Source organism: Pseudomonas sp. Pse1 (genome assembly GCF_024519635.1).
In the GTDB taxonomy this organism is placed as follows: Bacteria; Pseudomonadota; Gammaproteobacteria; order Pseudomonadales; family Pseudomonadaceae; genus Aquipseudomonas.
Window position 1 is genome coordinate 263,282 of record NZ_JALJRO010000003.1, and the last position, 23,651, is coordinate 286,932.

Annotated in this window: 22 protein-coding genes; 6 read left to right on the forward strand and 16 right to left on the reverse strand. The window is 59.9% G+C overall.

Annotated elements, in window-relative coordinates:
- Positions 1–13: 13 nt before the first annotated feature.
- From NR126_RS06300 to NR126_RS06345, 10 genes are all read right to left on the reverse strand, one after another.
- Positions 14–1,342 carry a sigma-54 dependent transcriptional regulator gene (locus tag NR126_RS06300; protein WP_256829901.1) on the reverse strand — a complete coding sequence of 443 codons (1,329 nt, stop codon included), beginning with the start codon at positions 1,340–1,342 and terminating at the stop codon, positions 14–16.
- On the reverse strand, positions 1,339–3,240 hold the full coding sequence (locus NR126_RS06305; RefSeq protein ID WP_027619711.1) for a sensor histidine kinase: 1,902 nt from the start codon (positions 3,238–3,240) through the stop codon (positions 1,339–1,341). Before NR126_RS06305 ends, NR126_RS06300 begins: the two co-directional genes overlap by 4 nt.
- Positions 3,241–3,396: 156 nt before the next feature.
- Positions 3,397–4,131, reverse strand: a complete 735-nt coding sequence (locus NR126_RS06310; protein ID WP_027619712.1) for an amino acid ABC transporter ATP-binding protein — start codon at positions 4,129–4,131, stop codon at positions 3,397–3,399.
- Entirely contained in the window at positions 4,128–4,799 is a 672-nt protein-coding gene (locus NR126_RS06315; protein ID WP_027619713.1) for an amino acid ABC transporter permease, read from the reverse strand. Before NR126_RS06315 ends, NR126_RS06310 begins: the two co-directional genes overlap by 4 nt.
- Complete coding sequence (locus tag NR126_RS06320) at positions 4,799–5,545, reverse strand: amino acid ABC transporter permease (RefSeq protein ID WP_027619714.1); 747 nt, start codon at positions 5,543–5,545, stop codon at positions 4,799–4,801. The genes NR126_RS06315 and NR126_RS06320 overlap by 1 nt, the downstream gene beginning before the upstream one ends.
- A 191-nt stretch (positions 5,546–5,736) precedes the next feature.
- On the reverse strand, positions 5,737–6,651 hold the full coding sequence (locus NR126_RS06325; protein ID WP_027619715.1) for a glutamate/aspartate ABC transporter substrate-binding protein: 915 nt from the start codon (positions 6,649–6,651) through the stop codon (positions 5,737–5,739).
- Between the two features lie 338 nt (positions 6,652–6,989).
- The gene (gene glpD / locus NR126_RS06330; RefSeq protein ID WP_027619716.1) at positions 6,990–8,525 is read right to left on the reverse strand and encodes a glycerol-3-phosphate dehydrogenase; all 1,536 of its coding nucleotides are present in this window, start codon (positions 8,523–8,525) and stop codon (positions 6,990–6,992) included.
- A 195-nt stretch (positions 8,526–8,720) separates the two neighbouring features.
- Positions 8,721–9,476, reverse strand: coding sequence for a DeoR/GlpR family transcriptional regulator (locus NR126_RS06335; RefSeq protein ID WP_027619717.1), 756 nt, complete (start codon positions 9,474–9,476; stop codon positions 8,721–8,723).
- A gap of 94 nt (positions 9,477–9,570) precedes the next feature.
- Entirely contained in the window at positions 9,571–11,076 is a 1,506-nt protein-coding gene (gene glpK / locus NR126_RS06340) for a glycerol kinase GlpK (protein WP_027619718.1), read from the reverse strand.
- 78 nt (positions 11,077–11,154) lie between these two features.
- Positions 11,155–12,006 carry an MIP/aquaporin family protein gene (locus NR126_RS06345; protein ID WP_256829902.1) on the reverse strand — a complete coding sequence of 284 codons (852 nt, stop codon included), beginning with the start codon at positions 12,004–12,006 and terminating at the stop codon, positions 11,155–11,157.
- A gap of 368 nt (positions 12,007–12,374) precedes the next feature.
- On the opposite strand from NR126_RS06345, the gene ybaK reads away from it, so the two are divergent.
- Together ybaK and NR126_RS06355 are read left to right on the forward strand one after the other, a co-directional pair.
- Positions 12,375–12,845: a Cys-tRNA(Pro) deacylase gene (gene ybaK, locus NR126_RS06350; RefSeq protein WP_027619720.1), complete on the forward strand. Its 471-nt coding sequence runs from the start codon at positions 12,375–12,377 to the stop codon at positions 12,843–12,845.
- Positions 12,846–12,944: 99 nt separating this feature from the next.
- Positions 12,945–13,727, forward strand: coding sequence for a PhzF family phenazine biosynthesis protein (locus tag NR126_RS06355; protein WP_256829903.1), 783 nt, complete (start codon positions 12,945–12,947; stop codon positions 13,725–13,727).
- Between the two features lie 96 nt (positions 13,728–13,823).
- Here the strand turns inward: NR126_RS06355 and NR126_RS06360 are convergent, their stop codons facing one another.
- Together NR126_RS06360 and argF are read right to left on the reverse strand one after the other, a co-directional pair.
- A complete protein-coding gene (locus NR126_RS06360; protein WP_256829904.1) occupies positions 13,824–14,933 on the reverse strand; it encodes an ABC transporter ATP-binding protein in 1,110 nt (369 codons plus the stop codon).
- A complete protein-coding gene (gene argF / locus NR126_RS06365; protein ID WP_256829905.1) occupies positions 14,930–15,850 on the reverse strand; it encodes an ornithine carbamoyltransferase in 921 nt (306 codons plus the stop codon). The genes NR126_RS06360 and argF overlap by 4 nt, the downstream gene beginning before the upstream one ends.
- Positions 15,851–16,302: 452 nt before the next feature.
- Between argF and NR126_RS06370 the strand changes: the two genes are divergently transcribed.
- Together NR126_RS06370 and grxD are read left to right on the forward strand one after the other, a co-directional pair.
- The gene (locus NR126_RS06370) at positions 16,303–18,411 is read left to right on the forward strand and encodes a molybdopterin oxidoreductase family protein (protein ID WP_105753936.1); all 2,109 of its coding nucleotides are present in this window, start codon (positions 16,303–16,305) and stop codon (positions 18,409–18,411) included.
- Positions 18,412–18,508: 97 nt separating this feature from the next.
- Entirely contained in the window at positions 18,509–18,850 is a 342-nt protein-coding gene (gene grxD, locus NR126_RS06375; protein WP_027619725.1) for a Grx4 family monothiol glutaredoxin, read from the forward strand.
- 90 nt (positions 18,851–18,940) lie between these two features.
- Here the strand turns inward: grxD and bfr are convergent, their stop codons facing one another.
- Both bfr and NR126_RS06385 read right to left on the reverse strand, forming a co-directional pair.
- Positions 18,941–19,417 carry a bacterioferritin gene (gene bfr, locus NR126_RS06380; protein ID WP_027619726.1) on the reverse strand — a complete coding sequence of 159 codons (477 nt, stop codon included), beginning with the start codon at positions 19,415–19,417 and terminating at the stop codon, positions 18,941–18,943.
- 198 nt (positions 19,418–19,615) lie between these two features.
- Positions 19,616–19,834 carry a bacterioferritin-associated ferredoxin gene (locus NR126_RS06385; protein ID WP_027619727.1) on the reverse strand — a complete coding sequence of 73 codons (219 nt, stop codon included), beginning with the start codon at positions 19,832–19,834 and terminating at the stop codon, positions 19,616–19,618.
- A 254-nt stretch (positions 19,835–20,088) separates the two neighbouring features.
- On the opposite strand from NR126_RS06385, the gene NR126_RS06390 reads away from it, so the two are divergent.
- A complete protein-coding gene (locus NR126_RS06390) occupies positions 20,089–20,691 on the forward strand; it encodes a peroxiredoxin (protein WP_019693358.1) in 603 nt (200 codons plus the stop codon).
- Positions 20,692–20,760: 69 nt separating this feature from the next.
- On the opposite strand, the gene rnt is transcribed toward NR126_RS06390, so the two are convergent.
- A complete protein-coding gene (gene rnt / locus NR126_RS06395) occupies positions 20,761–21,435 on the reverse strand; it encodes a ribonuclease T (RefSeq protein ID WP_027619728.1) in 675 nt (224 codons plus the stop codon).
- Complete coding sequence (pyrC, locus tag NR126_RS06400) at positions 21,432–22,478, reverse strand: dihydroorotase (protein WP_105753912.1); 1,047 nt, start codon at positions 22,476–22,478, stop codon at positions 21,432–21,434. The genes rnt and pyrC overlap by 4 nt, the downstream gene beginning before the upstream one ends.
- A 158-nt stretch (positions 22,479–22,636) precedes the next feature.
- On the opposite strand from pyrC, the gene NR126_RS06405 reads away from it, so the two are divergent.
- Complete coding sequence (locus tag NR126_RS06405) at positions 22,637–23,545, forward strand: OmpA family protein (protein ID WP_027619730.1); 909 nt, start codon at positions 22,637–22,639, stop codon at positions 23,543–23,545.
- The last annotated feature ends 106 nt before the right edge of the window (positions 23,546–23,651 follow it).

A 23,651-nucleotide genomic window follows, 5' to 3' on the forward strand; every position in this document is an offset into this window, starting at 1 on the left:
TGCTCGCTGCGGGTTAGTGGCTGAGGCCATATTTTTTGACTTTGTCGAACAGCGTGGTCTTGGCCATGCCCAATTCCAGGCTGGCCTGGGTCAGGTTGCCGCCGCTGCGCTGCAAGGCGTCGTTGAGCAGGTTGCGCTCGAAGGCTTCCACCGCCTCGGAAAACGCCAGGCCCTGAGCTGCGCCCGTGTTTCCAGACTTCTTGAACGCCGGCAGGCCCAAGGCGAAACGTTCGGCGACGTTGCGCAGTTCGCGCACGTTGCCCGGCCAGTCGTGGCTCATCAGGTTCGACAGGGTCTGGTTATCCAGCTCGGGCGCGGTACGGTCGAATCGCAGGGAAGACTGCTGTAGGAAGTGCTCGAACAATTGCAGGATGTCTTCGCGGCGCTCGCGCAGCGGCGGTAACTCCAGGGTCACCACGTTGAGGCGGTAATACAGGTCGCTGCGAAACTGGCCGGCGCGTCCCAGTTCGTCGAGGTCGGACTTGGTGGCGGCAATCACCCGGCAGTCGACCGCCACGCTCTGGTTCGAACCCAGGCGTTCGAGGGTGCGCTCCTGCAGGACCCGCAGCAGTTTGATCTGCAGCGGCAGCGGCATGCTTTCCACTTCATCGAGAAACAGGGTGCCGCCGTTGGCGTGTTCGATCTTGCCGATTCGCCGTTTGCCGGCCCCGGTGAAGGCGTTGGCTTCATGGCCAAAGATTTCGCTTTCGAACAGGTTCTCCGGCAGGCCACCGCAGTTCAGGGCGACGAAGGGTTGCGCCTGGCGTCGACTGAAGTCGTGCAGGCAACGGGCAACCAGTTCCTTGCCGGTCCCGGTTTCGCCTTCGATCAGCACGTTGGCCGAGGTATCGCCGACGTTGGCGATCAATTCGCGCAGGTGCTGCATGGCCGGCGAACGACCGATGATGCGTCCTTCCAGCGAGTCGCGTTCGGCCAGTTGCCGGCGCAGCGAGCTGACTTCCCGGGCCAGGCCGCGCTGTTCAAGGGCGCGGCGGGCGACGTCCACCAGGCGTTCGGGGGAGAAGGGTTTCTCCATGAAGTCGTAGGCGCCTTTCTGCATGGCGCCGACGGCCATCGAGATGTCGCCGTGACCGGTGATCAGCACCACCGGCAAGCTGCGGTCGCGGGCCTTGAGGCGGCCGAGCAGTTCCAGGCCGTCGATGCCGGGCAGGCGGATGTCGCTGATGACGATCCCGGCGAAGTTATCGCCGACCAGCGCCAGGGCCTCTTCGGCGCTGCCGACACCGGTGCAGGGGATGTCTTCCAGGGCCAGGGCCTGCTGGCATCCGAGCAGGACATGGGGATCGTCTTCGACGATCAGCACACTAAGGTCGTTGTTCATATCGGCTCGGCAGGGTGAGGGCTTACCAACGGTAAACCGAGGACGAAGGCGGTACCACCGCTGACTGGGTGTTCGACGCTCAGGCTACCGCCGGTGGCGGCGGCCAGGCTCGCCGACAGGGTCAGGCCGAGGCCCAGGCCCTGTTCGCCGGGTTTGGTGGTGAAAAAGGGTTCGAACAAATGCTTGCGCGCTTCGGCGTCGATACCGTGACCGTTGTCGCGCACGCGCAAGCGGTACTTGCCCTCGACAACTTCGCCTTCGAGCCACAGCTCGGGCTGCGGTTGGGCCTGCATGGCGTCGAGAGCGTTACCGATCAGGTTGACGAGGATTTGCTCCAGGCGTGTCTGGTCGATTTGCACCTGTTGGTCAGTGAATGCTCGATGGATTTGCAACGGAGTACCGTCGAGGCGCCCCGCGAGCAATTGCAGGGCGGCATCCACGGCCTTGCCCAGGCTGGCCTGGCCCTTGTCATCGCCGCGTCGGGCGAAGGAGCGCAGGCTGGCAGTAATGCGACCCATGCGGTCGATCAATTCGTTGATGGTCTTCAGGTTGGCACTGGCGGTGTCCAATTGCCCGCGTTCGAGGAAGCGCACGGTGTTGCCCGACAGGGTGCGCAAGGCCGCAAGCGGTTGGTTCAGTTCGTGGGCGATGCTGGTGGACATCTGGCCGATGGCGGCCAGTTTGCCGGCCTGGATCAGTTCATCCTGGGCGCGGCGCAGGGTTTCCTCGGCCTGGCGCCGCTCGCGAATCTGGCCCTTGAGGCGTTCGTTGCTGGCGCGCAGATCGCTGGTGCGTTCGGTAATCCGTCGCTCCAGTTGATTGTTGGCTTCCTGCAGGGCCTCACGTGCGGCGAGGCGGGTAGCGATGACTTTGCGCCGCTCATTCCAGGCGATCAGCAGGAACGCCACCAAGGCAAAAGCCACGGCCACCAGGATGCCCTGATTGATGGCTTCGCGCCGCAGGTCCTGCAGCGGCGTGAGCAGGGTGAAATTCCACGGCGTGTCACTCAGCGGGCGCGTCTGCGCCAGGTAGCTGATGTCTTCGCCGTCGGACACCAGCTCGGCGTTGGCCGGAAAGGTCAGCTTCTCCATCCCTTCGGCCAGGCGCTCGCGGGCCAGCGGTTCCAGTTCGTTGAGGGGGAACCAGTAGTACTGCAGGCTGCGGGCCAGGCGTTCCTTGGTGTCTTCGCTCAGCGGGCGTACGGCCTTGAGGCGGCGCGCCGGATCGCTGGAGAGAATGATGATGCCGTTCTCGTCGCTGACGAACGCCTCCAGGCGCGCACGCTGCCAACGTTCTTCGAGGGCCTCAAGGCGCACCTTGACCACCGCGACGCCAATGATCTTGCCCTGCTCTTCGAGGCCGTGGGCCAGGTAGTAACCCGGTTCGCCATTGGTGCTGCCGATGCCGTAGAAGCGTCCGGGTTGGCCGCGTACGGCATTCTGGAAGTAGGCACGGAAGGACAGGTCTTCGCCGAGGTAGCTGTCGACATCGCGCCAGTTGCTCGTGGCCACGACCCGGCCGGTGGTGTCCATCACATAGATAGCCCGACTGCGGCTGCGCCGGTTAAGGCCTTCAAGGTAGGTATTGACCGCCTGCCGATGTTCCGGCGTCGGCTCGGCCAGTAACTGTGAAACGCTTGATTCGAGTTCCAGCAGGCTGGGCAGGTAGGTGTATTTGCTGATTTCGCTTTCGACCGCACGGGCGTGCAGTTCGAGCTGGCGTTGACCGTTTTCGCCAAGGCTGCGAATACCGTAGTGCTCGCTGACCCAGAAGCCGAGGTAGCCCAGCGCGCTCATCATCAGGATGATCAGCGGTGGCAGGAACAAGTGGCGAATCAGACGAGGTTTCACGGCGAGTGATGGCGGTGCGGCGCGATAAAGATTGGGGTCGCATTTCATCACAGATGCCTTGGGTCAACCACAACACTTGTATAGCCGCCACGCCCTCGTGTGGGAGCGAGCTTGCTCGCGATGGCGGTCTGTCAGACACATTGCAGTTGAATGTGCTGCCGCCTTCGCGAGCAAGCCCGCTCCTACAGGGGGGGTGTGTATCGCTTAGTGCTGCAAAATTTTGTTGAGGAAGTGCTGGGTACGTTCGGCTCGGGAGTTGATGTCGCCGAAGAACTCTTCTTTAGGGCAGTCCTCGATGATTTTGCCGGCGTCCATGAAGATCACCCGATCGGCCACTTTGCGCGCAAAGCCCATTTCGTGGGTTACGCACATCATGGTCATGCCTTCGTGGGCCAACTGCACCATCACGTCCAATACTTCATTGACCATTTCCGGGTCGAGGGCCGAGGTCGGTTCGTCGAACAGCATGACGATCGGGTCCATGGCCAGGGCTCGGGCGATTGCCACACGCTGTTGCTGACCGCCTGAGAGCTGGCCCGGGTGCTTGTGGGCGTGTGCCGAAAGGCCGACGCGGTCGAGCAGTTGCAGGCCTTTCTTGGTGGCCTCTTCTTTGCTGCGACCCAGTACCTTGATCTGCGCGATGGTCAGGTTTTCGGTGATGGTCAGGTGCGGGAACAGCTCGAAATGCTGGAACACCATCCCCACCCGCGAACGCAGTTTCGGCAGGTTGGTTTTCGGATCGGCAATCGAGGTGCCATCGACCACGATGTCGCCTTTCTGGAACGGTTCCAGTGCGTTCACGCACTTGATCAGCGTCGATTTGCCGGAGCCGGAAGGCCCGCACACCACGATCACTTCGCCTTTCTTGACCTCGGTGCTGCAGTCAGTCAGCACCTGGAAGTCCCCATACCACTTGTTGATGTTCTTGATAGAGATCATACGGCGAACCTTTTTTGCAGACGCTTGACCAGCTGCGAGGCGGCAAAGCTGATGATGAAATACACGAGACCGGCGAAGACCAGGAACTCATTGGAGCGACCAATGATGTCGCCACTGGCGCGCGAGGCGTTGAGGAAGTCCACCAGGCCGACGGTGTAGACCAGCGAGGTGTCCTGGAACAGGATGATGCTCTGCTGCAGCAGCAGCGGGGTCATCTTGCGGAACGCCTGCGGCAGAATGATCAGGCGCATCATCTGGCCGTAGGTCATACCCAGGGCCTTGGCTGCACCCATCTGACCCTTGGGGATCGACTGCACGCCGGCCCGCACGATTTCACAGAAGTACGCCGCTTCGAACATCATGAAGGCCACGATGCAGGAGGCAAACGCGCCGATCGGCGTGTCTTCGCCGGTGATCCAGCGCAGCACGAACGGCACCGCCAGGTAGAACCAGGTGATCACCAGCAGCAGCGGGATCGAACGGAAGTAGTTGACGTAGGCGCCGGCAAAGTTCGACAGCAGTTTGTTGTGGGACAACCGCATCAAGGCCAGAACGGTACCGAGGATGAGGCCGCCGACGACGCCCAGCACCATCAGCTTGAGGGTCATCACCATGCCGTTCCACAAGCCGGGAATGGCCGGGATGATGCCACTGAAATCGAATTCCATTATTTACCCCCCACGGAGATCAGGCCGGGCACTGCGACTTTCTTCTCGACCAGGCGCATCAGCAACATCAGGCTCATGTTCAGGGTGAAGTAGATCAGCGTCGCCAGGGTGAAGGCTTCGAACAGGTTGGCGGAGAACTCGGCGGTCTGCTTGGTCTGCGCGAGCAGTTCCATCAGGCCGATCAGCGAGGCCACGGACGAGTTCTTGAAGACGTTGAGAAATTCCGAGGTAAGCGGCGGAATGATGATCCGGTAGGCCTGCGGCAGCAGTACATTCCAGTAGATCTGCGGCAGGCTGAAACCCATGGCGCGGGCCGCCGATTCCTGGCCGCGTGGCAGTGCCTGGATACCGGTACGTACCTGTTCGCAGACCCGTGCGGCGGTGAACAGGCCCAGGCACACGACAACGCTCAGGTAGGCCGAGGTGGTCGGGTTGAGGTCCTGTTTGTACCAGTCCTGCAGGTCTTGTGGCAGCAGGTCGGGCACCAGGAAGTACCATATGAACAGCTGAACCAGCAGGGGTACGTTACGGAACAGTTCGACGTAGCAGGTCGCGATGCCTGACACGATGCGGTTCGGCACGGTGCGCATCACGCCCAGTACCGAGCCCAGCAGCAATGCAATGATCCAGGCCACGATGGCGATAGCGATGGTCCAGCCCAGCCCGGAAATGAACCAGTCGAGATAGGTCTCGCTGCCCACGCCGGTGGACTTGAAGAACACGCCCCAATCCCAGTTGTAATTCATTAGGGTCTCCCCTCAGATCAATCGATGTACAAGCACCTGCCTGGGGGAACTCCGTTCCCTCCTGGCGTAACGGCCAGGCACACGCGAGCGGCTCGACAGCCACCGGTTCGAGTGTTTCCAAAAATGCCAGCAGGTAGTGACAGTCTCCTGAAAGAGCGGCTGCCCTTTCAGGAGATAAGGTTAGTCAGAAATCAGGACTTCTTGTCGTCAGCCGCTTTGTCGGTCGGCGTGGCGATCAGGGCCTTGAGCTCGTCGCTCATCGGGAACTGCAGGTTCAGGCCTTTTGGCGGGATTGGTTGCTGGAACCATTTGTCATAGATCTTGGTGATATCGCCCGACTTGTAGGTAGCGACGATGGCGTCATCCACCGCTTTTTTGAACGAGGCATCGCCTTTACGGACCATGCAACCGTAGATTTCGTACGATTGTGGAGTACCGGTCACAGCCCAGTCGGCTGGCTTCTTGGCCTTGGCCATTTCACCGGCCAGCAATGCGTCGTCCATCATGAAGGCAACCGCGCGGCCCGATTCCAGCATCTGGAACGACTCGCCGTGGTCTTTGGCGGAGATGACGTTCATGCCCATCTGCTTGTCGGCGTTCATCGCTTTGAGAATGCGCTCGGACGTGGTGCCCGCGGTGGTCACGACGTTCTTGCCTTTCAGGTCAGCGAAATCCTTGTAGGTCGAGTCCTTTTTGGACAGCAGACGGGTACCGATTTCGAAGATGCCGACGGAGAAGTCAACTTGTTGCTGACGCTCTACGTTGTTGGTGGTGGAGCCGCACTCCAGGTCCACGGTGCCGTTCTGCACCAGCGGGATACGGGTCTGCGAAGTCACCAGGTTGTACTTGACCTGCAGGTTGGGCATGTCCAGGTCTTTTTTCAGCGCTTCGACGACGGCCAACTGGATGTCGTGGGAGTAGCCGACCGGTTTACCGGAAGCATCTGCAATGTAGGAAAACGGGATGGAAGCGTCGCGGTGGCCCAGGGTGATGGTGCCGGACTCTTTGATCTTCTTCAGTGTGCCGGTGAGCTCGGCGGCGAAAACTGGCGTGCTGATCAGTGCGGCAGCAATGGCTGCGCCCAGGATGTGGGGAACGATACGCATCAAATTTTCCTCGACATTGTTTTTTTTATGGGACCAGTTCTTCGGCCCTCTTGTGCAGCGGAATGCCTGTCGGGCTCCTGAAGAGATTGCGCATCAGGCATTCGTTCAGAGTGTAGAGCATGAGTCGTGCCAAGCCAGTGCAAACTGTTTAAATCATTGATTTATAAGGATATTAAATATTTATGGCGGTAAAAAACCAGACGTTTGATCCGGTTAACCGAATTGACCCACAGGTCGCGTTCGGAAAACCGAATGGATTTGTCCTGGATTAGGTTTGCGGAATGTAAAAAGCCCCTGAATCGTGAGAAACAGGGGCTTGGTCGGGATTGGCTGGTGAATCAGGCCGCTTCGATTTTGCGCCGATTGACGTGAACCTTGTCCAGGTACAACTGCACCTTGGCCTGTTCGTCTGCCGTGGTGAACAGTCCCAGTTTGCTGCGTCGCCAGAGAATGTCGTGAGCGGTGGTGGCCCATTCGTCACTGCATAGATAGTCGACTTCGCGGCTGTACAGCCCGCCACCCAGGTGTTCGCCCAAATCGTTGAGGTTTTCCACGCCTTCGAGCATGCGCCAGGTGCGGCTGCCGTAGGTGGTGGCCCAGCGTCGGGCGATTTCCGTCGGGATCCAGTCGAACTTGTCGCGAATCAATGCGCACAAGGCTTGTGGGGTGCTCATCTGTTCACCGCCTGGCAGGCTGGCCTGCGCGGTCCAACTCGGTTTCATCTGGGTGAAGTACGGTGCCAACTGCGCCATGGCCGATTCGGCCAGCTTGCGGTAGGTGGTCAGCTTGCCGCCGAACACTGAGAGCAAGGGCGCTTCTTCGCCACCACCAGACAGCGCCAGGGTGTAGTCGCGGGTGACGGCCGAGGGATTGTCGGATTCGTCGTTGCACAGCGGACGAACGCCGGAATAGGTGTGCAGGATGTCATCGCGGCTTATTTGTTTCTTGAAATGCGCATTCACCACCTTGATCAGGTAGTCGGTTTCGCCCTCGGTGATCGCGACGTTTGCCGGATCGCCGGTGTATTCACGGTCGGTGGTGCCGATCAGGGTGAAGCGATTGAGGTAGGGAATGGTGAAGACGATGCGCTGATCTTCGTTTTGCAGAATATGCGCGTGTTCGCCTTCGTAGAGTTTCGGCACGATCAGGTGACTGCCCTGGATCAGGCGAATGCCGTAGGGCGATTCCATCTTCAGATCGTCGCGGATGAATTTGGCTACCCAAGGACCGGCGGCGTTGACCAGGGCCTTGGCGCGAATCGACAACAGGCTGCCGTCGGCCCGCTCCAGGTGCAGGTGCCACAGTCCCTTGCTGCGACGGGCGCTGACGCACCGGGTACGGGTGTGGATATGGGCACCTTTTTCGCGGGCGGCCATGGCGTTGAGTACCACCAGGCGGGCGTCGTCGACCCAGCAGTCGGAGTACTCGAAACCCTTGGTGATTTCGCTTTTCAGAGCGCTGTCGGCGCCGAACTTGAGACTTTTCGAGCCCGCGAGCTGTTCGCGCTTGCCCAGGTTGTCATACAGGAACAGGCCGGCGCGGATCATCCAGGCCGGACGCAGGTGTGGGCGGTGCGGCAGCACGAAGCGCATCTGTTTGACGATATGCGGCGCCTTACGCAGCAGGACTTCCCGTTCGGCCAGGGCTTCGCGCACCAGGCGGAACTCGTAATGTTCGAGGTAGCGCAGCCCGCCGTGGATCAACTTGCTGCTGGCGGACGAGGTGTGACTGGCCAGATCGTCCTTTTCGCAAAGGAACACCGAAAGCCCGCGACCGGCGGCATCTGCTGCAATCCCGACGCCATTGATTCCGCCACCGATAACGGCGATGTCATAGATCTCGGCGAGTGGGGGCGTCAGGGGAGAAGTGGGCATCGGCAAGCCTCAGGCATTTTGATTATCTGTATTGGAATTCGAACATTAATGTTCATTTGTGAAAATGGTAGCCGATAAAGACGCCCGCAGCCAGTCGACTTCGATTGAAAAAACTCATCGAAGGGCGAGAAAGGAAAAATTACGAACATTGAACAGGCAGCATGCTCCTGTGGGGGAGCATGCAGAGGGAGTGGGTTAAACGACTTCCAGGCGGATCTTGTGTTGGTTCAGCAATTGCGCCAGTGCCGGCACCGGTTGCTGATCGGTTACCAGGCAGTCGACCAGGCTGATGGGACCCAGGCGAATCATCGCGTTGCGTCCGAATTTGCTCGAGTCGGCAGCGAGTATCACTTGACGGGCATTGGCGATGATCGCCTGGGAGACCCGTACTTCTTGATAGTCAAAGTCCAGCAGGCTGCCGTCTTCGTCAATCCCGCTGATGCCGACCAGGGCGTAGTCGACCTTGAACTGATTGATGAAGTCGACACTGGCCTGGCCGACCACGCCACCATCACGGCGCACAGTGCCACCCGTCAGCAGGACATCGAAGTCGTCCTTGGCGCTGAGCATCGAGGCCACGTGCAGGTTGTTGGTGATGATCTTCAGGTGACTGTGATTGAGCAGCGCCCGGGCAATGGACTCGGTGGTGGTGCCGATATTGATGAACAGCGAGGCATGATCGGGAATCTGCTTGGCGATGGCTTCGCCGATGCGCTGTTTCTCGTCGCGCATCTGGTCGGCGCGCATGGCGTAGGCGGTGTTTTCGACGCTGGAATCATAAGCGGCGCCACCATGATAGCGGCGCAGTAAATTGTCTTCGGCCAACTGATTGATATCGCGGCGAATGGTCTGCGGGGTGACAACGAACAGTTGGGCCATTTCCTCGATGCTGACGTAGCCGCGTTCGCGGACCAACTCGAGGATTTGCTGCTGACGGGGAGGCAGATTCATGGGCGTCCTTTGGGCTGCCGTGCAAAATTTGCCCATGATGCCGCAGGAATCTGCTTCCGACCAGTTACATGCCGATACGAGTTCGCTGGATGGCTTATTCAGCGCCTTCGTGGGGCTCCCATTCACGAGTACGGCTGACGGCTTTCTTCCAGCCTGCGTAGAGTTTTTCCTTCGCCGCTTCATCCAATTGCGGCTCGAATTCGCGCTCGATCACCGCCTTGCCGCGCAATTCGTCCAGGCTGCTCCAGAAACCACACGCCAGCCCAGCCAGGTAGGCCGCGCCGAGGGCTGTGGTCTCGCGCATTTGCGGGCGCTCGACCTGGGTACCGAGAATGTCGGCCTGGAATTGCATGAGGAAGTTATTGGCCACCGCGCCGCCATCCACGCGCAGGGCTTTGAGACGTTCGCCGGAATCCTGTTGCATGGCGTCGAGGACGTCGCGGGTTTGGTAGGCAATCGATTCCAGCGCTGCGCGAATGATGTGGTCGACACGTACGCCGCGAGTCAGGCCAAACAGTGCGCCGCGGGCGTAAGGATCCCAGTAGGGGGCGCCGAGACCGGTGAAGGCCGGTACCAGGTAGACGCCATTACTGTCCTTGACCTTGTTGGCGAAGTATTCGGTGTCGTGGGCGTCATTGATGATTTTCAGTTCGTCGCGCAACCACTGCACGGTGGAACCGCCATTGAATACCGCGCCTTCCAGGGCGTAAGCCACTTCGCCGCGAGGACCACAGGCGATGGTGGTGAGCATGCCGTGACTGGATTTGACCGCTTTGCTGCCGGTGTTCATCAACAGGAAGCAACCGGTGCCGTAGGTGTTCTTCGCCTGGCCGGGCTCGACGCACATCTGGCCAAACAGCGCAGCCTGCTGATCGCCGGCGATACCGCCGATGGCGATGCCGCTCTTGGTGTGGCCGTAGATTTCCGACGAGGATTTCACTTGCGGCAACATCTCACGAGGGATGTCCAGCAGCTCCAGCATCTTCGCATCCCACTCCAGGGTGTGGATGTTGAAGAGCAGGGTGCGCGAGGCGTTGGTGTAGTCGGTGACGTGGGTTTTGCCGCCGCTGAATTTCCAGATCAGCCAGCTGTCGACGGTGCCGAACAGCAGTTCGCCGTTGCGGGCGCGCTCACGGCTGCCTTCGACGTTGTCGAGAATCCACTTCAGCTTGGTGCCGGAGAAGTAGGGGTCGGTGACCAGACCGGTGGTTTCGCGGATGTATTGCTCGTGGCCGTCGCGTTTCAGTTGTTCGCAGATTTCGGTGCTGCGCCGGCACTGCCAAACGATGGCGTTGTAGATCGGTCGACCAGAGGTCTTATCCCAAACCACCGTGGTTTCCCGCTGGTTGGTGATACCGATGGCCGCGACCTGGTCATGGTGCAGGCCCGCTTGCGCCAGGGCCTCGACCATCACGGCGCTCTGGGTGGCGAAGATTTCCATCGGGTCGTGTTCGACCCAGCCGGCTTGCGGGTAATGCTGGGCGAATTCGCGTTGGGCGGTGCAGACCACGTTGGCGTCACGATCGAAGATGATCGCCCGCGAACTGGTTGTACCCTGATCAAGGGCAATGATGTAGTTCTTATTCTGTATGTCGGTCATGTCGATTGCCTTGGACGAAAATAAGGAAGTGGAGCGGGGCGCATGATCGGTTCTGGGCAGTATCACGCGCCGCCGTTATCAGGAAATTCGTGTTTTGCCATCTATGGCAGGTTGTGCATCTGTTGTAGCAGGTACAGCGCCTGGCAGGTGGCGTGCAATCAGCCCGCGATAGGCTGCTGCGCCAAGGCATGCACCGACGATCGGCGCGAAAATCGGAATCAGGAAGTACGGAATATCCCGGCCGCCAGTGAAGGAAATTTCACCCCAGCCAGCGAAGAAAGTCATCAGTTTAGGACCGAAGTCCCGCGCCGGGTTCATCGCAAAACCGGTCAGCGGGCCCATCGAGCTGCCGATCACGGCGATCAACAGACCAATTAACAGAGGCGCCAGCGGGCCTTTCGGCAGGCCGTTGTTGTCATCGGTCAACGACATGATCACGCCCATCAGGATCGCGGTGATGATCACTTCTACCAGGAATGCCTGACCGGTAGACAGAGCAGGGTTGGGAAAGGTTGAGAACACCGAAGCCAATTCGAGGCTGGCCTGACTGCCACGGACCATGTGATGGGTCTGTTCGAAATCGAAGAACAAATTGCTGTAAAGCGTGTAAACCAACAACGCTCCGCAGAAGGCTCCGGCGACCTGGGCGAAAATATAGAATGGCAGTTTGCGCTTTTCGAAGTCTGTGAAAACGCACAGGGCGATGCTCACAGCCGGATTCAAGTGGGCGCCGGAAACACCGGCCGTCAGGTAGATCGCCATGCTCACGCCGACGCCCCAGATGATGCTGATTTCCCACAGGCCAAAGCTGGCGCCCGCGACCTTGAGGGCTGCGACGCAACCGGTACCAAAAAATATGAGGAGGGCGGTGCCCAGGAACTCGGCCATGCATTGGCTCGAGAGCGAGGGTTGTTGTAAAGCAGTTGTCATCGAAAACCTCGTTTTTGTTGTTGTCTGGCGCTCGCTCGGCAGGAGTGAGCGCGATGTTCACCGAGGCAGGATCCCCATCCTGTTCCCGGTTTACTGCTGAGGGTGCTAGATGGGAATCTTCGCACATTATTCAGAAACGAAAAAATATAGACAAGAAACGCTGCTGTCAAAGGTCGAAAGTGAACTGTCGGTCACAATAGAACTATTCGTCGGGTGAATGGGCGAATGTCCTACAGTCTGAGAGGGCCACATTTGCCAGCGCCTTCGGCTCCAGGTCCCGGTTTCAAGGCTTTACATAGAGCCTTTCGGCAATCGATGACCTAGAATCCAGCCCAGCATTTCTTACATTTGCCCGGCTTGGAGTTGCCATGACCCCCGCATTGGACCTGTTGAAAAAAGTTCGTGCCGAACATCGAGTGCACAGTTACGAACATGATCCGAAATCGGCTTCGTATGGGCTGGAGGCGGCGGAAAAGCTTGGTCTGGATCCGGCACAGGTGTTCAAGACGCTGCTGGCCGCCAGTGAAAAAGCCGAGTTGCTGGTGGCAGTGGTGCCTGTCGCCGGCAGCCTCGATCTCAAGGCGCTGGCCCATGCCGCAGGGGTGAAGAAGGTCGAGATGGCCGACCCGGCGGCGGCGCAACGGGCGACTGGCTACCTGTTGGGTGGCATCAGCCCGTTGGGGCAGAAGAAACGCTTGCGTACCTTTATCGACAGCAGCGCCCAGGGCTTTGCGACGATTCATGTCAGTGCCGGACGTCGTGGGCTGGAGGTTGAATTGGCGGCTTCAGTGCTGGCCGAACATACCCAGGGCAAGTTCGCGGATATAGGCCGCGCATGACGTTCAGCCTGTATGGTGAAAAACGCCTTGCTCTGTCACTGTCTGGCGCCGTTTCAGTGCTGCATGCTTGCATCTGCCTACATAACAAGGAGAGCAATCATGGCGTTAGCCTTCCATCAGGTCGATGCATTCAGTGACCGTCCGTTCAGCGGCAACCCGGCGATGGTCTATCGGCTCGATGCCTGGCTCAGTGATGAGCTGATGCAACGCATTGCTGCCGAGCACAATCTTGCCGAGACCGCGTTTGTCGTACGTGAAGGGCAGGCCTGGCATATCCGCTGGTTTACCCCGACTACCGAGGTGCCGTTGTGCGGTCATGCGACCTTGGCCAGCGCTTATGTGTTGTTCAATATCTACAAGGAACCGGCCGAGCGTCTCGACTTTGTCTGCAAGTCCGGGCCATTGAGCGTGACGCGCGAAGACGGGCGCCTGTGGCTGGACTTCCCGGCGATCGCACCGCCCGCTGTGGCGGCCAATCCGCAGATCGCCGAGGCGCTTGGGGTGCAGCCGGTTGAAGTTCTGGGTACCAATCAATTGTTCGTGGTGCTGGACTCGGAGCAGGCGGTACGGGAGTGTCGACCGGACATGGCGGCGCTGGCGAAATTGCCATGGCTGGGCGCGATCGTCACCGCTCGCGGCGACCGGCATGATTTCGTCTCGCGCTTTTTTGCGCCGGCGATCGGCATCAATGAAGACCCGGTCACCGGTTCGACCCACTGCCTGTTGATTCCGTATTGGGCGCAGCAATTGGACAAGCTCAGCCTGACGGCCTACCAGTGTTCTGCGCGGGGTGGGGAGTTGTTTTGCCGGCTGGAAGGTGAGCGGGTGAAGATCGGTGGCGATGCGACGCTGGTGGCCAGCGGCACGTTGCATCTGGATTGAAGCGTGGGAGCGAGCCTGCTCACGAAGGCGGTGTGTCAGGCAAAGGTTACTGAGGCCTGACTGCCCCATCGCGAGCAGGCTCGCTCATACAAAAAATCAGCTAGCGGTGTTGTACCGCCGGACCCCGGACTCAACTGCCGGAATCTGCGCCGCCGTGCTGCCCGAGGCCTGGAACAGCACCAGGTGTTCGGCGGCTACGCGAATGCCGACATCGGCCCCGACCTGGTGGTCGGCATGGCTCGGGAAAATCGACTCCAGTTGGCTGCCGGTGGGCAGTTGCAGGCGATAAAGAGTCGAGGCGCCGAGAAAGGTCTTGCCGACAATCCGCGCCTTCAGTGCGCTGTCGGGCGCGTAGACGATATCGTCCGGACGCAGCAGCACATCCACCGCACCTCCGGCCGGCCAGGTGTAGGCGCGATTGCCGCGCAATTCTCCGAGCTCGGTCTGCACCGATTCAGGCGTGCGCAACTGACCACGGATGAAATAGCCCTGGCCGATAAAACTTGCGACAAAGGGCGTCGCCGGTTCGTGATAGAGGTTGTAGGGCGTATCCCATTGCTCCAGGCGGCCTTCCTTGAACACGCCGACCTGATCGCTGACGGCGAAGGCTTCTTCCTGGTCGTGAGTCACCAGGATCGCACTGGTGCCGCGGCTTTTCAGAATGTCGCGAACCTCATGGCTGAGTTTGCGGCGCAATTCTCCATCGAGGTTGGAGAAGGGCTCATCAAGCAGCAGCAGCTGCGGTTCCGGTGCCAGGGCCCGGGCCAGGGCCACTCGTTGCTGCTGGCCACCAGACAGCTCGTGGGGATAGCGCTTGCCGAGGTTCTTCAGGTTGACCAGCTCGAGCATTTCCTCGGTGACCCGGTCTTTCTGCGGATGCTTGCGAATGCCGAAGGCGATGTTGTCGGCCACGCTCAGGTGCGGGAACAGCGCGTAATCCTGAAACACCATGCCAATCCGGCGTTTCTCTGGCGCGAGGGTGTAGCCGGCGCTGGAAATGGTTTCACCCGCCAGCTGGATTTCACCTTCATGCACCGGTTCGAAGCCGGCGATCGCACGCAGGGTGGTGGTCTTGCCGCAGCCCGAGGAGCCCAGCAGGCAGCCGATATCACCCGCGTTGAGGTGCAGGTTGAGGTTCTGCACCACGCGTTGGTCCTGGTAGCCGCAAGCTAGGTTGCGCAGATTCAGCAGTAATGGATGACTCATGCGTGGTGGTACGCCGGTGGTACGAGGAATTCCAGCAGGGCCTTTTGTGCATGCAGGCGGTTTTCGGCCTGGTCCCAGGCAACCGAACGGGCATCGTCGAGCAGGTCCATGCTGATTTCTTCGCCGCGGTGCGCCGGCAGGCAATGCATGAACAGTACGTCATCGGCCGCGAGGTCGAGCAGGGCGCGATTGACCTGGTAGGGCGCGAACAGCTTGAGGCGTTTGGCGGTTTCTTCTTCCTGGCCCATGGAGGTCCAGACATCGGTGCTCACCAGGTGGGCGCCACGCACGGCATCCTGCGGGTCGCGAACGATGGTCACACGCTCACCGGCCGCCGCGACGAACTGTGGGTTAGGCTCGTAGTCTTCGGGGCAGGCGATGCGCAGCTGGAAGTCGAACTGAATGGCGGCTTCTATATAGCTGTTGCACATGTTATTGCCGTCGCCGATCCAGGCCACGGTCTTGCCCTGGATCGAGCCACGGTGCTCGAGGAAGGTCTGCATGTCAGCCAGCAACTGGCAGGGGTGCAGGTCGTCGGACAGGCCGTTGATCACCGGGACCCGCGAGTTGGCGGCGAATTCGGTCAGGGTGCTGTGGGCGAAGGTGCGGATCATCACTGCGTCGAGCATGCGCGACATGACGATGGCGCAGTCGCCGATCGGCTCGCCACGACCCAGTTGGGTGTCGCGAGGCGAGAGGAAAATAGCCTGGCCGCCGAGCTGGATCATGCCGGCTTCAAACGACAGGCGGGTGCGGGTCGAGGACTTCTCGAAGATCATCCCCAGGACGCGATTTTTCAGCGGCTCGAACAGTACGCCGCGGTTACGCAGGTCTTTGAGCTCAATGCCTCGACGGATCACGCTGACCAGCTCTTCGGGCGTGCAATCCATCAGGGAGAGAAAGTGCCTTGCGCTCATCATTGAATACCTTTTTGCAACGGACCGCAGATACTCAAAGCCTGGTTTATCTGAAAAACGGGCGAGACCTGCGGCGTAAGCCGCACGGGGCGACGAAATAGGGGAAGGCGCAATATTGACATTAAATGTCGCGTCTTGCCACGGGGCTACGGTTTTTAGGGGATTCGGAGGGGCTACGGGGTGACCGCAATAGCGCTTTTGAAGCCTGGTTCCTGACAGCAGCGGGTCCTTTGTACACTGCCGTCGCGCGCCTTGGCAATCGAGTCGGGCGTTCGCGCCAACGTACTGGTCGTTTTGCGGCCCGCCAGTCGCCAGCATCGGGGCCAGTATCGGCAGGCCTGATGGCGGCCGATTCACGAGGCGAACGTCGCTGGTGCGCCACTCGATCACGGCCCATAGTTTGATTCCCGCGACCGTCCTTTGGTTGCCTGCGAATAAAACAGAGAATGGCCATGACCAAGACGCTTCATCACCGTGCCTGCCACCTGTGTGAAGCCATTTGCGGCTTGACCATCGAAACCACAGCCAGTGACGACGCCGGCCTGCAGATCACCTCGATCAAGGGCGATGCGCAGGACACCTTCAGTCGCGGCCACATCTGCCCCAAGGCCGTGGCCCTGCAGGATATCCAGAACGATCCCGACCGCCTGCGCCAACCGATGCGTCGCGTGGGCGACGACTGGCAGGCGATTGGCTGGGACGAGGCGTTCACGCTGGTGGCCGAGCGTCTGGCGAGTATTCAGGCCGAGCACGGGCAGAATGCGGTCGCGGTGTACCAGGGCAATCCCAGCGTGCACAACTATGGGCTGATGACCCACAGCAATTACTTCCTCGGGCTGCTGAAAACCCGCAACCGGTTTTCCGCGACCTCGGTCGACCAGCTTCCGCAGCACTTGAGCAGCTACCTGATGTACGGCCACGGCTTTCTGTTGCCGATCCCGGACATCGACCACACCGATTTCATGCTGATTCTCGGCGGCAATCCACTGGCATCCAACGGCAGCATCATGACCGTTCCGGATGTCGAGAAGCGCCTGCGGGCGATCCAGGCCCGTGGCGGCAAGGTGGTGGTAGTTGACCCTCGGCGCAGCGAGACGGCGGCGATGGCTGACCAGCATCTGTTTGTGCGGCCCGGTGGCGATGCAGCATTGCTGTTTGGCCTGCTCAATACCCTGTTCAGCGAAGGCCTGACCCGTGACAGTCATTTGCCGGTCGACGGCCTGGATGAGGTGCGTGAGGCTGTCGCGGCGTTCAGCGCCGAAGCCATGAGCCCATTGTGCGCGGTGCCTGCCGAGCAAATCCGCCAGTTGGCCAGGGATTTCGCGGCGGCTCGTACGGCGGTCTGCTATGGCCGGATGGGGGTCTCCACCCAGGCATTCGGCACCTTGTGCCATTGGCTGGTACAAGTGATCAACCTGGTCACCGGCAACCTCGACCGGGTCGGTGGCGCGCTGTGCACCGAGCCGGCAGTAGACCTGGTCGCCAGTACTTCAGGTGGGCATTTCAATCAGTGGCAAAGCCGGGTGTCCGGGCGCCCGGAGTACGCGGGAGAGTTGCCGGTGTCGGCGCTGGCCGAGGAAATGCTCACCCCGGGGGCCGGACAGATCCGCGCGTTGGTAACGGTGGCTGGCAATCCGGTGCTGTCGACGCCCAATGGCCGGCAACTGGAGCAGGCGCTGGACGGCCTGGAGTTCATGGTCAGTATCGACCTGTACATCAACGAAACCACGCGCTACGCCGACCTGATCCTGCCCTCGACCTCGGCCCTGGAAAACGATCACTACGACACCACGTTCAACATGTTCGCGGTGCGCAACGTCAGCCGCTTCAATCGGGCAATCCTGCCCAAGCCCCAGGGCGCGTTGCATGATTGGGAGATTTTTGTCGGCCTGGCCCAGGCCTTCGCCGCCATGACCGGAAAGCAACTCAAGCCGACCATGGCGCCGGCGCAGATGATCGACTTCGGGTTGCGCGCTGGTCGCTACGGCGATGACTCGCCGCACAGGTTGTCGGTGGCCAGCCTGAATGACCATCCCCATGGTGTCGATCTGGGGCCACTCAGGGCCAATCTGGCACCGCGCCTGAAAACCGCCAATCAGCGCGTGCAGGCAGCGCCCCCGGCGATTCTTGCCGACCTGGCGCGCTTTGCCGCGCTACAGGTGCCGCCGGCCGATGAATTGCTGATGATTGGTCGCCGCCATGTACGCAGTAACAATTCCTGGATGCACAACTATCACCGTCTGGTGAAGGGCAAGCCGCGCCACCAGTTGCTGATGCACCCTGACGACCTGGCCGCTCGTGGGCTGGTGGACGGGCAGCGGGTGCGGGTCAGCTCGCGGGTCGGGGAGATTGAGGTCGAGGTGTTGGGCAGTGTCGAGATGATGCCTGGGGTGGTCAGTCTGCCTCACGGCTGGGGTCACGCCAGGCCCGGGGTGCAGATGGCGATCGCTACGGCGCAACCCGGTTCGAGTGCCAATGACCTGACCGATGAGCGCCACCTTGACGAGCTGTCGGGCAATGCCGCGCTCAATGGCGTGCCGGTGACAGTGGCGGCGGCGTAGCGAAGTCTGTCGGGCAGATCGCGCATCGCGCCGGGCTTTCCGTTACAATGCGCCACCGTGCCGACAACTGAGTCGGAAAGTTCAGCCGAGGTGCTTCATGGATATCATCGAAACTATTAAAGAGCAGATCGCCAACAACACCGTTCTGCTTTACATGAAAGGCTCGCCGAATGCCCCGCAGTGCGGCTTCTCGGCCAAAGCTGCCCAGGCCGTCATGGGCTGTGGCGAGAAGTTCGCTTACGTGGACATCCTGCAGAACCCGGAAATCCGCGCCAACCTGCCAAAGTACGCCAACTGGCCAACTTTCCCGCAGCTGTGGGTCGGTGGTGAGCTGGTCGGCGGTAGCGACATCATGATCGAGATGGCTGCAGACGGTTCCCTGCAGAGCACGATCAAGGCTGCTGTAGAAGCTGCCGCTGCGGGCAAGACCGAAGCGTGATCCGAATGCAGGGGCGAGTCCCCTGCAGCCAATAAAAAGCCCCGCTTCTCAGCTGAGAGCGGGGCTTTTTATTGGGAGGCGAGTTGTAACTTACTCGTCTTCGCCCATCTGCGATTGCAGGTAGTTCTCGATACCGATTTTGTCGATCAGGCCCAGTTGAGTTTCCAGCCAGTCGATATGCTCTTCTTCGGACTCGAGAATGTCTTCGAGCAGTTCACGGCTGCCGTAGTCGCCAACAGTTTCGCAATGGGCGATGGCGACTTTCAGATCGGCGTGGCCGGTCTTCTCGATACGCAGGTCACACTCGAGCATTTCCTTGGTGTGCTCGCCGATCTGCAGCTTGCCCAGGTCCTGCACGTTCGGCAGGCCCTCGAGGAACAGGATGCGCTTGATCAGCTTGTCCGCGTGTTTCATCTCGTCGATGGATTCGTGGTACTCGTGCTTGCCCAGTTTGTTCAGGCCCCAATCTTCGTACATGCGGGCATGCAGGAAGTACTGATTGATTGCGACCAGCTCATTGGCAAGGATCTTGTTGAGATGCTGGATGACTGTGATGTCGCCTTTCATGATGGGGTCCTGTCCTTAAGTTCGATATATAAGGCTGAGTTTGAGCCGACCGTAACTTAGTGTCAAACCTAAGTTATTGAATAATATATGAAAATTAATCGGAATAAGAATGTTTGTGTTCCGCATCCTGACGCTAAGCGATTGAATTACAGGCATAAAAAAACCGGACTTGAAGTCCGGTTCTTTGAAATACTGAATTTACGCGGCGGAAAATTCCACAGGATAGGGAATCGCTGCCTGGCTCAATTGCAGGTCGGCCAGGGTTTCGCGAACCACTTGCTTGGCAAGGCAGGCGCATTTGCCGCATTGGCTGGCTACGCCGGTCGCTTCGCGGACCTCGCGGTAGCTGCAGCAACCTTCGTAGATTGCTTCGCGGATTTTGCCGTCGGTGACGCCAGTGCAAATGCAGACATACATAAAGTGAGAACCCATCGCTGGTTTTGGCTCAATTGCGATGGATCTTAATGTTAACGAGAATGATTGTCAAAGTGGTTTCTGAGGGTATTGTTGCCACGTGTGGGTTGCCTGACGAACGGCTGCATGGCGACAGGTCAAAAACGCAGTGTATGATGGTCGGTCTTTGTAAAAGGTAGCCGCTTCATGATTTTGTCGTGCACTCGCGACAGACTGGGTCGGTACCGATCTTCACGCACTACACCAGGAGATATCCAATGAGCGTACTCGTAGGCAAACAAGCCCCTGATTTCACCGTACCAGCCGTACTGGGCAATGGCGAAATCGTTGATAGCTTCACCCTGTCCTCGGCCATCAAAGGCAAATACGGCCTGGTGTTCTTCTACCCGCTGGACTTCACCTTCGTTTGCCCGTCCGAGCTGATCGCTCTGGACCACCGCATGGCTGATTTCAAGGCGCGTAACGTTGAAGTGATCGCAGTGTCCATCGACTCGCACTTCACCCACAACGCCTGGCGCAACACCCCGATCAATGCCGGCGGCATCGGTCAGGTTCAATACATCATGGCTGCCGATATGAAGCACGACATCGCCAAGGCCTACGACGTTGAGTCCGAAGGCGGCGTAGCGTTCCGTGGCGCGTTCCTGATCGACGACAAAGGTGTTGTCCGCTCGCAGATCGTCAACGACCTGCCACTGGGCCGTAACATGGAAGAGCTGATCCGTCTGGTCGACGCTCTGCAATTCCACGAAGAGCACGGCGAAGTCTGCCCTGCCAACTGGAAAAAAGGCGACAAGGGCATGACCGCTTCGCCAGAAGGCGTTGCTGCTTACCTGACCGAGAACGCTGGCAAGCTGTAAGCCACGCGCAAGGTATGAAAAAACCGGCTTCGGCCGGTTTTTTCATGGATGCAAGAAAACGCCGTGCAATCAGTCGCCGAAGTCTTCCCAGCCGCCCATTTGTTTCCAGCGGTTAACGATGCCGCAGAACAGATCAGCGGTTTTCTCGGTGTCGTAGCGCGCCGAGTGGGCCTCACGACCGTCGAAGTCGATGTCCGCAGCCTGACAGGCTTTGGCCAGGACCGTCTGGCCATAGGCCAGGCCCGCCAGGGTCGCGGTGTCGAAGCTGGAGAACGGGTGAAACGGGTTGCGTTTCATGTCCAGACGCGCCACGGCCGCGTTGAGAAAGCCCAGGTCGAAGCTGCTGTTATGACCGACCAGGATCGCACGCTTGCAGCCATTGGCTTTCAAGGCCTTGCGCACGCCCCGGAAGATATCGGTCAGGGCGGTCTCTTCACTCACGGCCATGCGCAACGGGTGATCGAGCTTGATGCCGGTGAATTCCAGCGCCGCGGCTTCGATGTTGGCGCCTTCGAACGGTTCTACACGGAAGAAGTAGGTGTGGTCCGGGTACACGAAACCTTTTTCGTCCATGCTGATGGTCGTCGCGGCGATTTCCAGCAAGGCATCGGTAGCGCAGTTGAAACCACCGGTTTCAACGTCAACGACGACTGGCAGATATCCACGGAACCTGGCTGCCATGGGGTGACGCGAGCCACCGCCACCTTGACCTTCCTGATCGTCGTCGTAATTGTCATCACTCACGCGTTTTCCTCCAGCAGGCGCCAGCGCAGTTTTTCACCGGCGCGCAGCGGGATAACAGTCAGCTCGCCGAACGGCAGGCTGGCAGGGGCAGTCCATTCTTCACGGATCAGGGTAATACGGTCGGTATTGACTGGCAGGCCATAGAAGCGTGGACCGTTGAGGCTGGCGAAGGCTTCGAGCTTGTCCAGCGCATTACGCTGCTCGAACGCCTCGGCGTACAGCTCGATCGCGGCGTAGGCGGTGTAGCAGCCGGCGCAGCCGCAGGCCGCTTCCTTGGCGTGCTGGGCGTGGGGCGCCGAGTCGGTACCGAGGAAGAACTTCTCGCTGCCACTGGTCGCGGCATCCAGCAGGGCAACCTGATGGGTGTTGCGCTTGAGGATCGGCAGGCAATAGAAGTGCGGGCGAATACCGCCCACCAGCATGTGGTTGCGGTTGTACAGCAGGTGATGCGCGGTGATGGTCGCGCCAACGTTGGCCGACGCTTCGTTGACGAACTGCACGGCATCGGCGGTAGTGATGTGTTCGAACACCACCTTGAGCGTTGGGAAGCGCTCAACCACACGACGCATGTGCTCGTCGATGAAGATTTTCTCGCGATCGAACACATCGACATCGCCGCGGGTGACTTCACCGTGGATCAGCAAGGGCATCCCGACTTCGGCCATGGCCTCGATCGCCGGGAAGATCTTGTCAACGCTGGTGACCCCGGAGTCGGAGTTGGTCGTCGCGCCCGCCGGATAAAGCTTGGCGGCGTGTACGAAGCCACTGGCCTTGGCGGTGCGGATTTCGTCCGCAGTTGTGCGGTCGGTGAGGTAGAGCACCATCAACGGTTCAAAGCGGCTGCCGGCCGGGCGCGCAGCGAGGATACGCTGGCGATAGGCGTCGGCTTCAGCGGCATTGCGCACCGGTGGTACCAGGTTGGGCATGATGATGGCGCGACCAAAGGTGCGCGCGACATCCGCCACGGTATTGGGCAACGCAGCACCATCGCGAAGATGAATATGCCAGTCGTCGGGACGCAGCAGGGTCAGGCGGTCGGACATTGGGGGGATTCCAGGCGGGTCAAACTCATGGGAATGCTACCGGAAAAGACTCTTGCAGGCACTCGCTATCAAGTTTTGCTGCACCTGACCGATATCCCCAAGGTACGCCGTATATATGTCTGTCAGTCTTTTCGTTGCAAAAATCAATGGAGCCTCCCGTGCGCCAGCGCTATTTAGCCTTGCTCAGTGTGTTCGCCAGCCTTCCTGCCATGGCACTCACTTTCCAGACTCGCCTGGAGAGCATCGAGTGGAAGGTCGAAGGTGATAAATTCGAGTGCCGTCTGGCTCAGCCGATTGCCGATTTCGGCACCGGAGAGTTCGTGCGCCGGGCCGGCGAGCAGGCGACCTTTCGCTTGAAGGCTTACAACTCCATGCTGACGGGCGGCTCGGCGACCTTGCTGGCAGCGGCTGCGCCCTGGCAGCCGGGGCGCGGGGATATCAACCTGGGCTCGGTACGACTCGGCAGTGGTGAAGTGCTCTTCAATAGCTCGCAAATACAGGCCGGGCGGCTGATCGGCGGACTGATGGACGGTCGCAGTTCTGTGGTTCGCCATTACGCGGCGGATGGCCGGATGTCCGAGGTGCGGGTGCTACCGGTCAGTTTCAGCACAGCCTATGCTCAATATCAGGAGTGCGTCGCCAAACTGCTGCCGAACAATTATGACCAGATCAAGCAGTCCGCAGTGGGTTTCCCGGGTGGAGGCATCGAACTGGACGCATCGGCGAAAGTGCGCTTGCAGCAGATGCTGGCGTTCATGAAGGCGGACCCGACGGTCAATCACATCGAGCTCGACGGGCATTCGGATAACAGTGGCAACCGTCTGACCAATCGCGACCTGTCGCGTCGCCGCGCGCTGGCGGTGATGGATTACCTCAAAGCCAACGGCGTTCAGGAGTCGCAGATTACCCTGCGTTTCCACGGTGAGCAGTATCCGGTGGTACCCAACACCAGCCCTTCTAACCGGGCAAAGAATCGTCGGGTAATCGTTCAGCTCGAACGCCTTGCGCCCGCTGCTGAGCCTGTCCTTCAGGACAGCACGGCCAAAAACACCGCATCGACCTCCTGAACCCGCTGAAATCGTCGCTGACTCGACATAATCTGTCGCTTCGTCGTCATAAGCTGTCGCGCCTCTGTAATTTATCCTTGCGCAGCGGTAGACTGCGCGGCTTTCC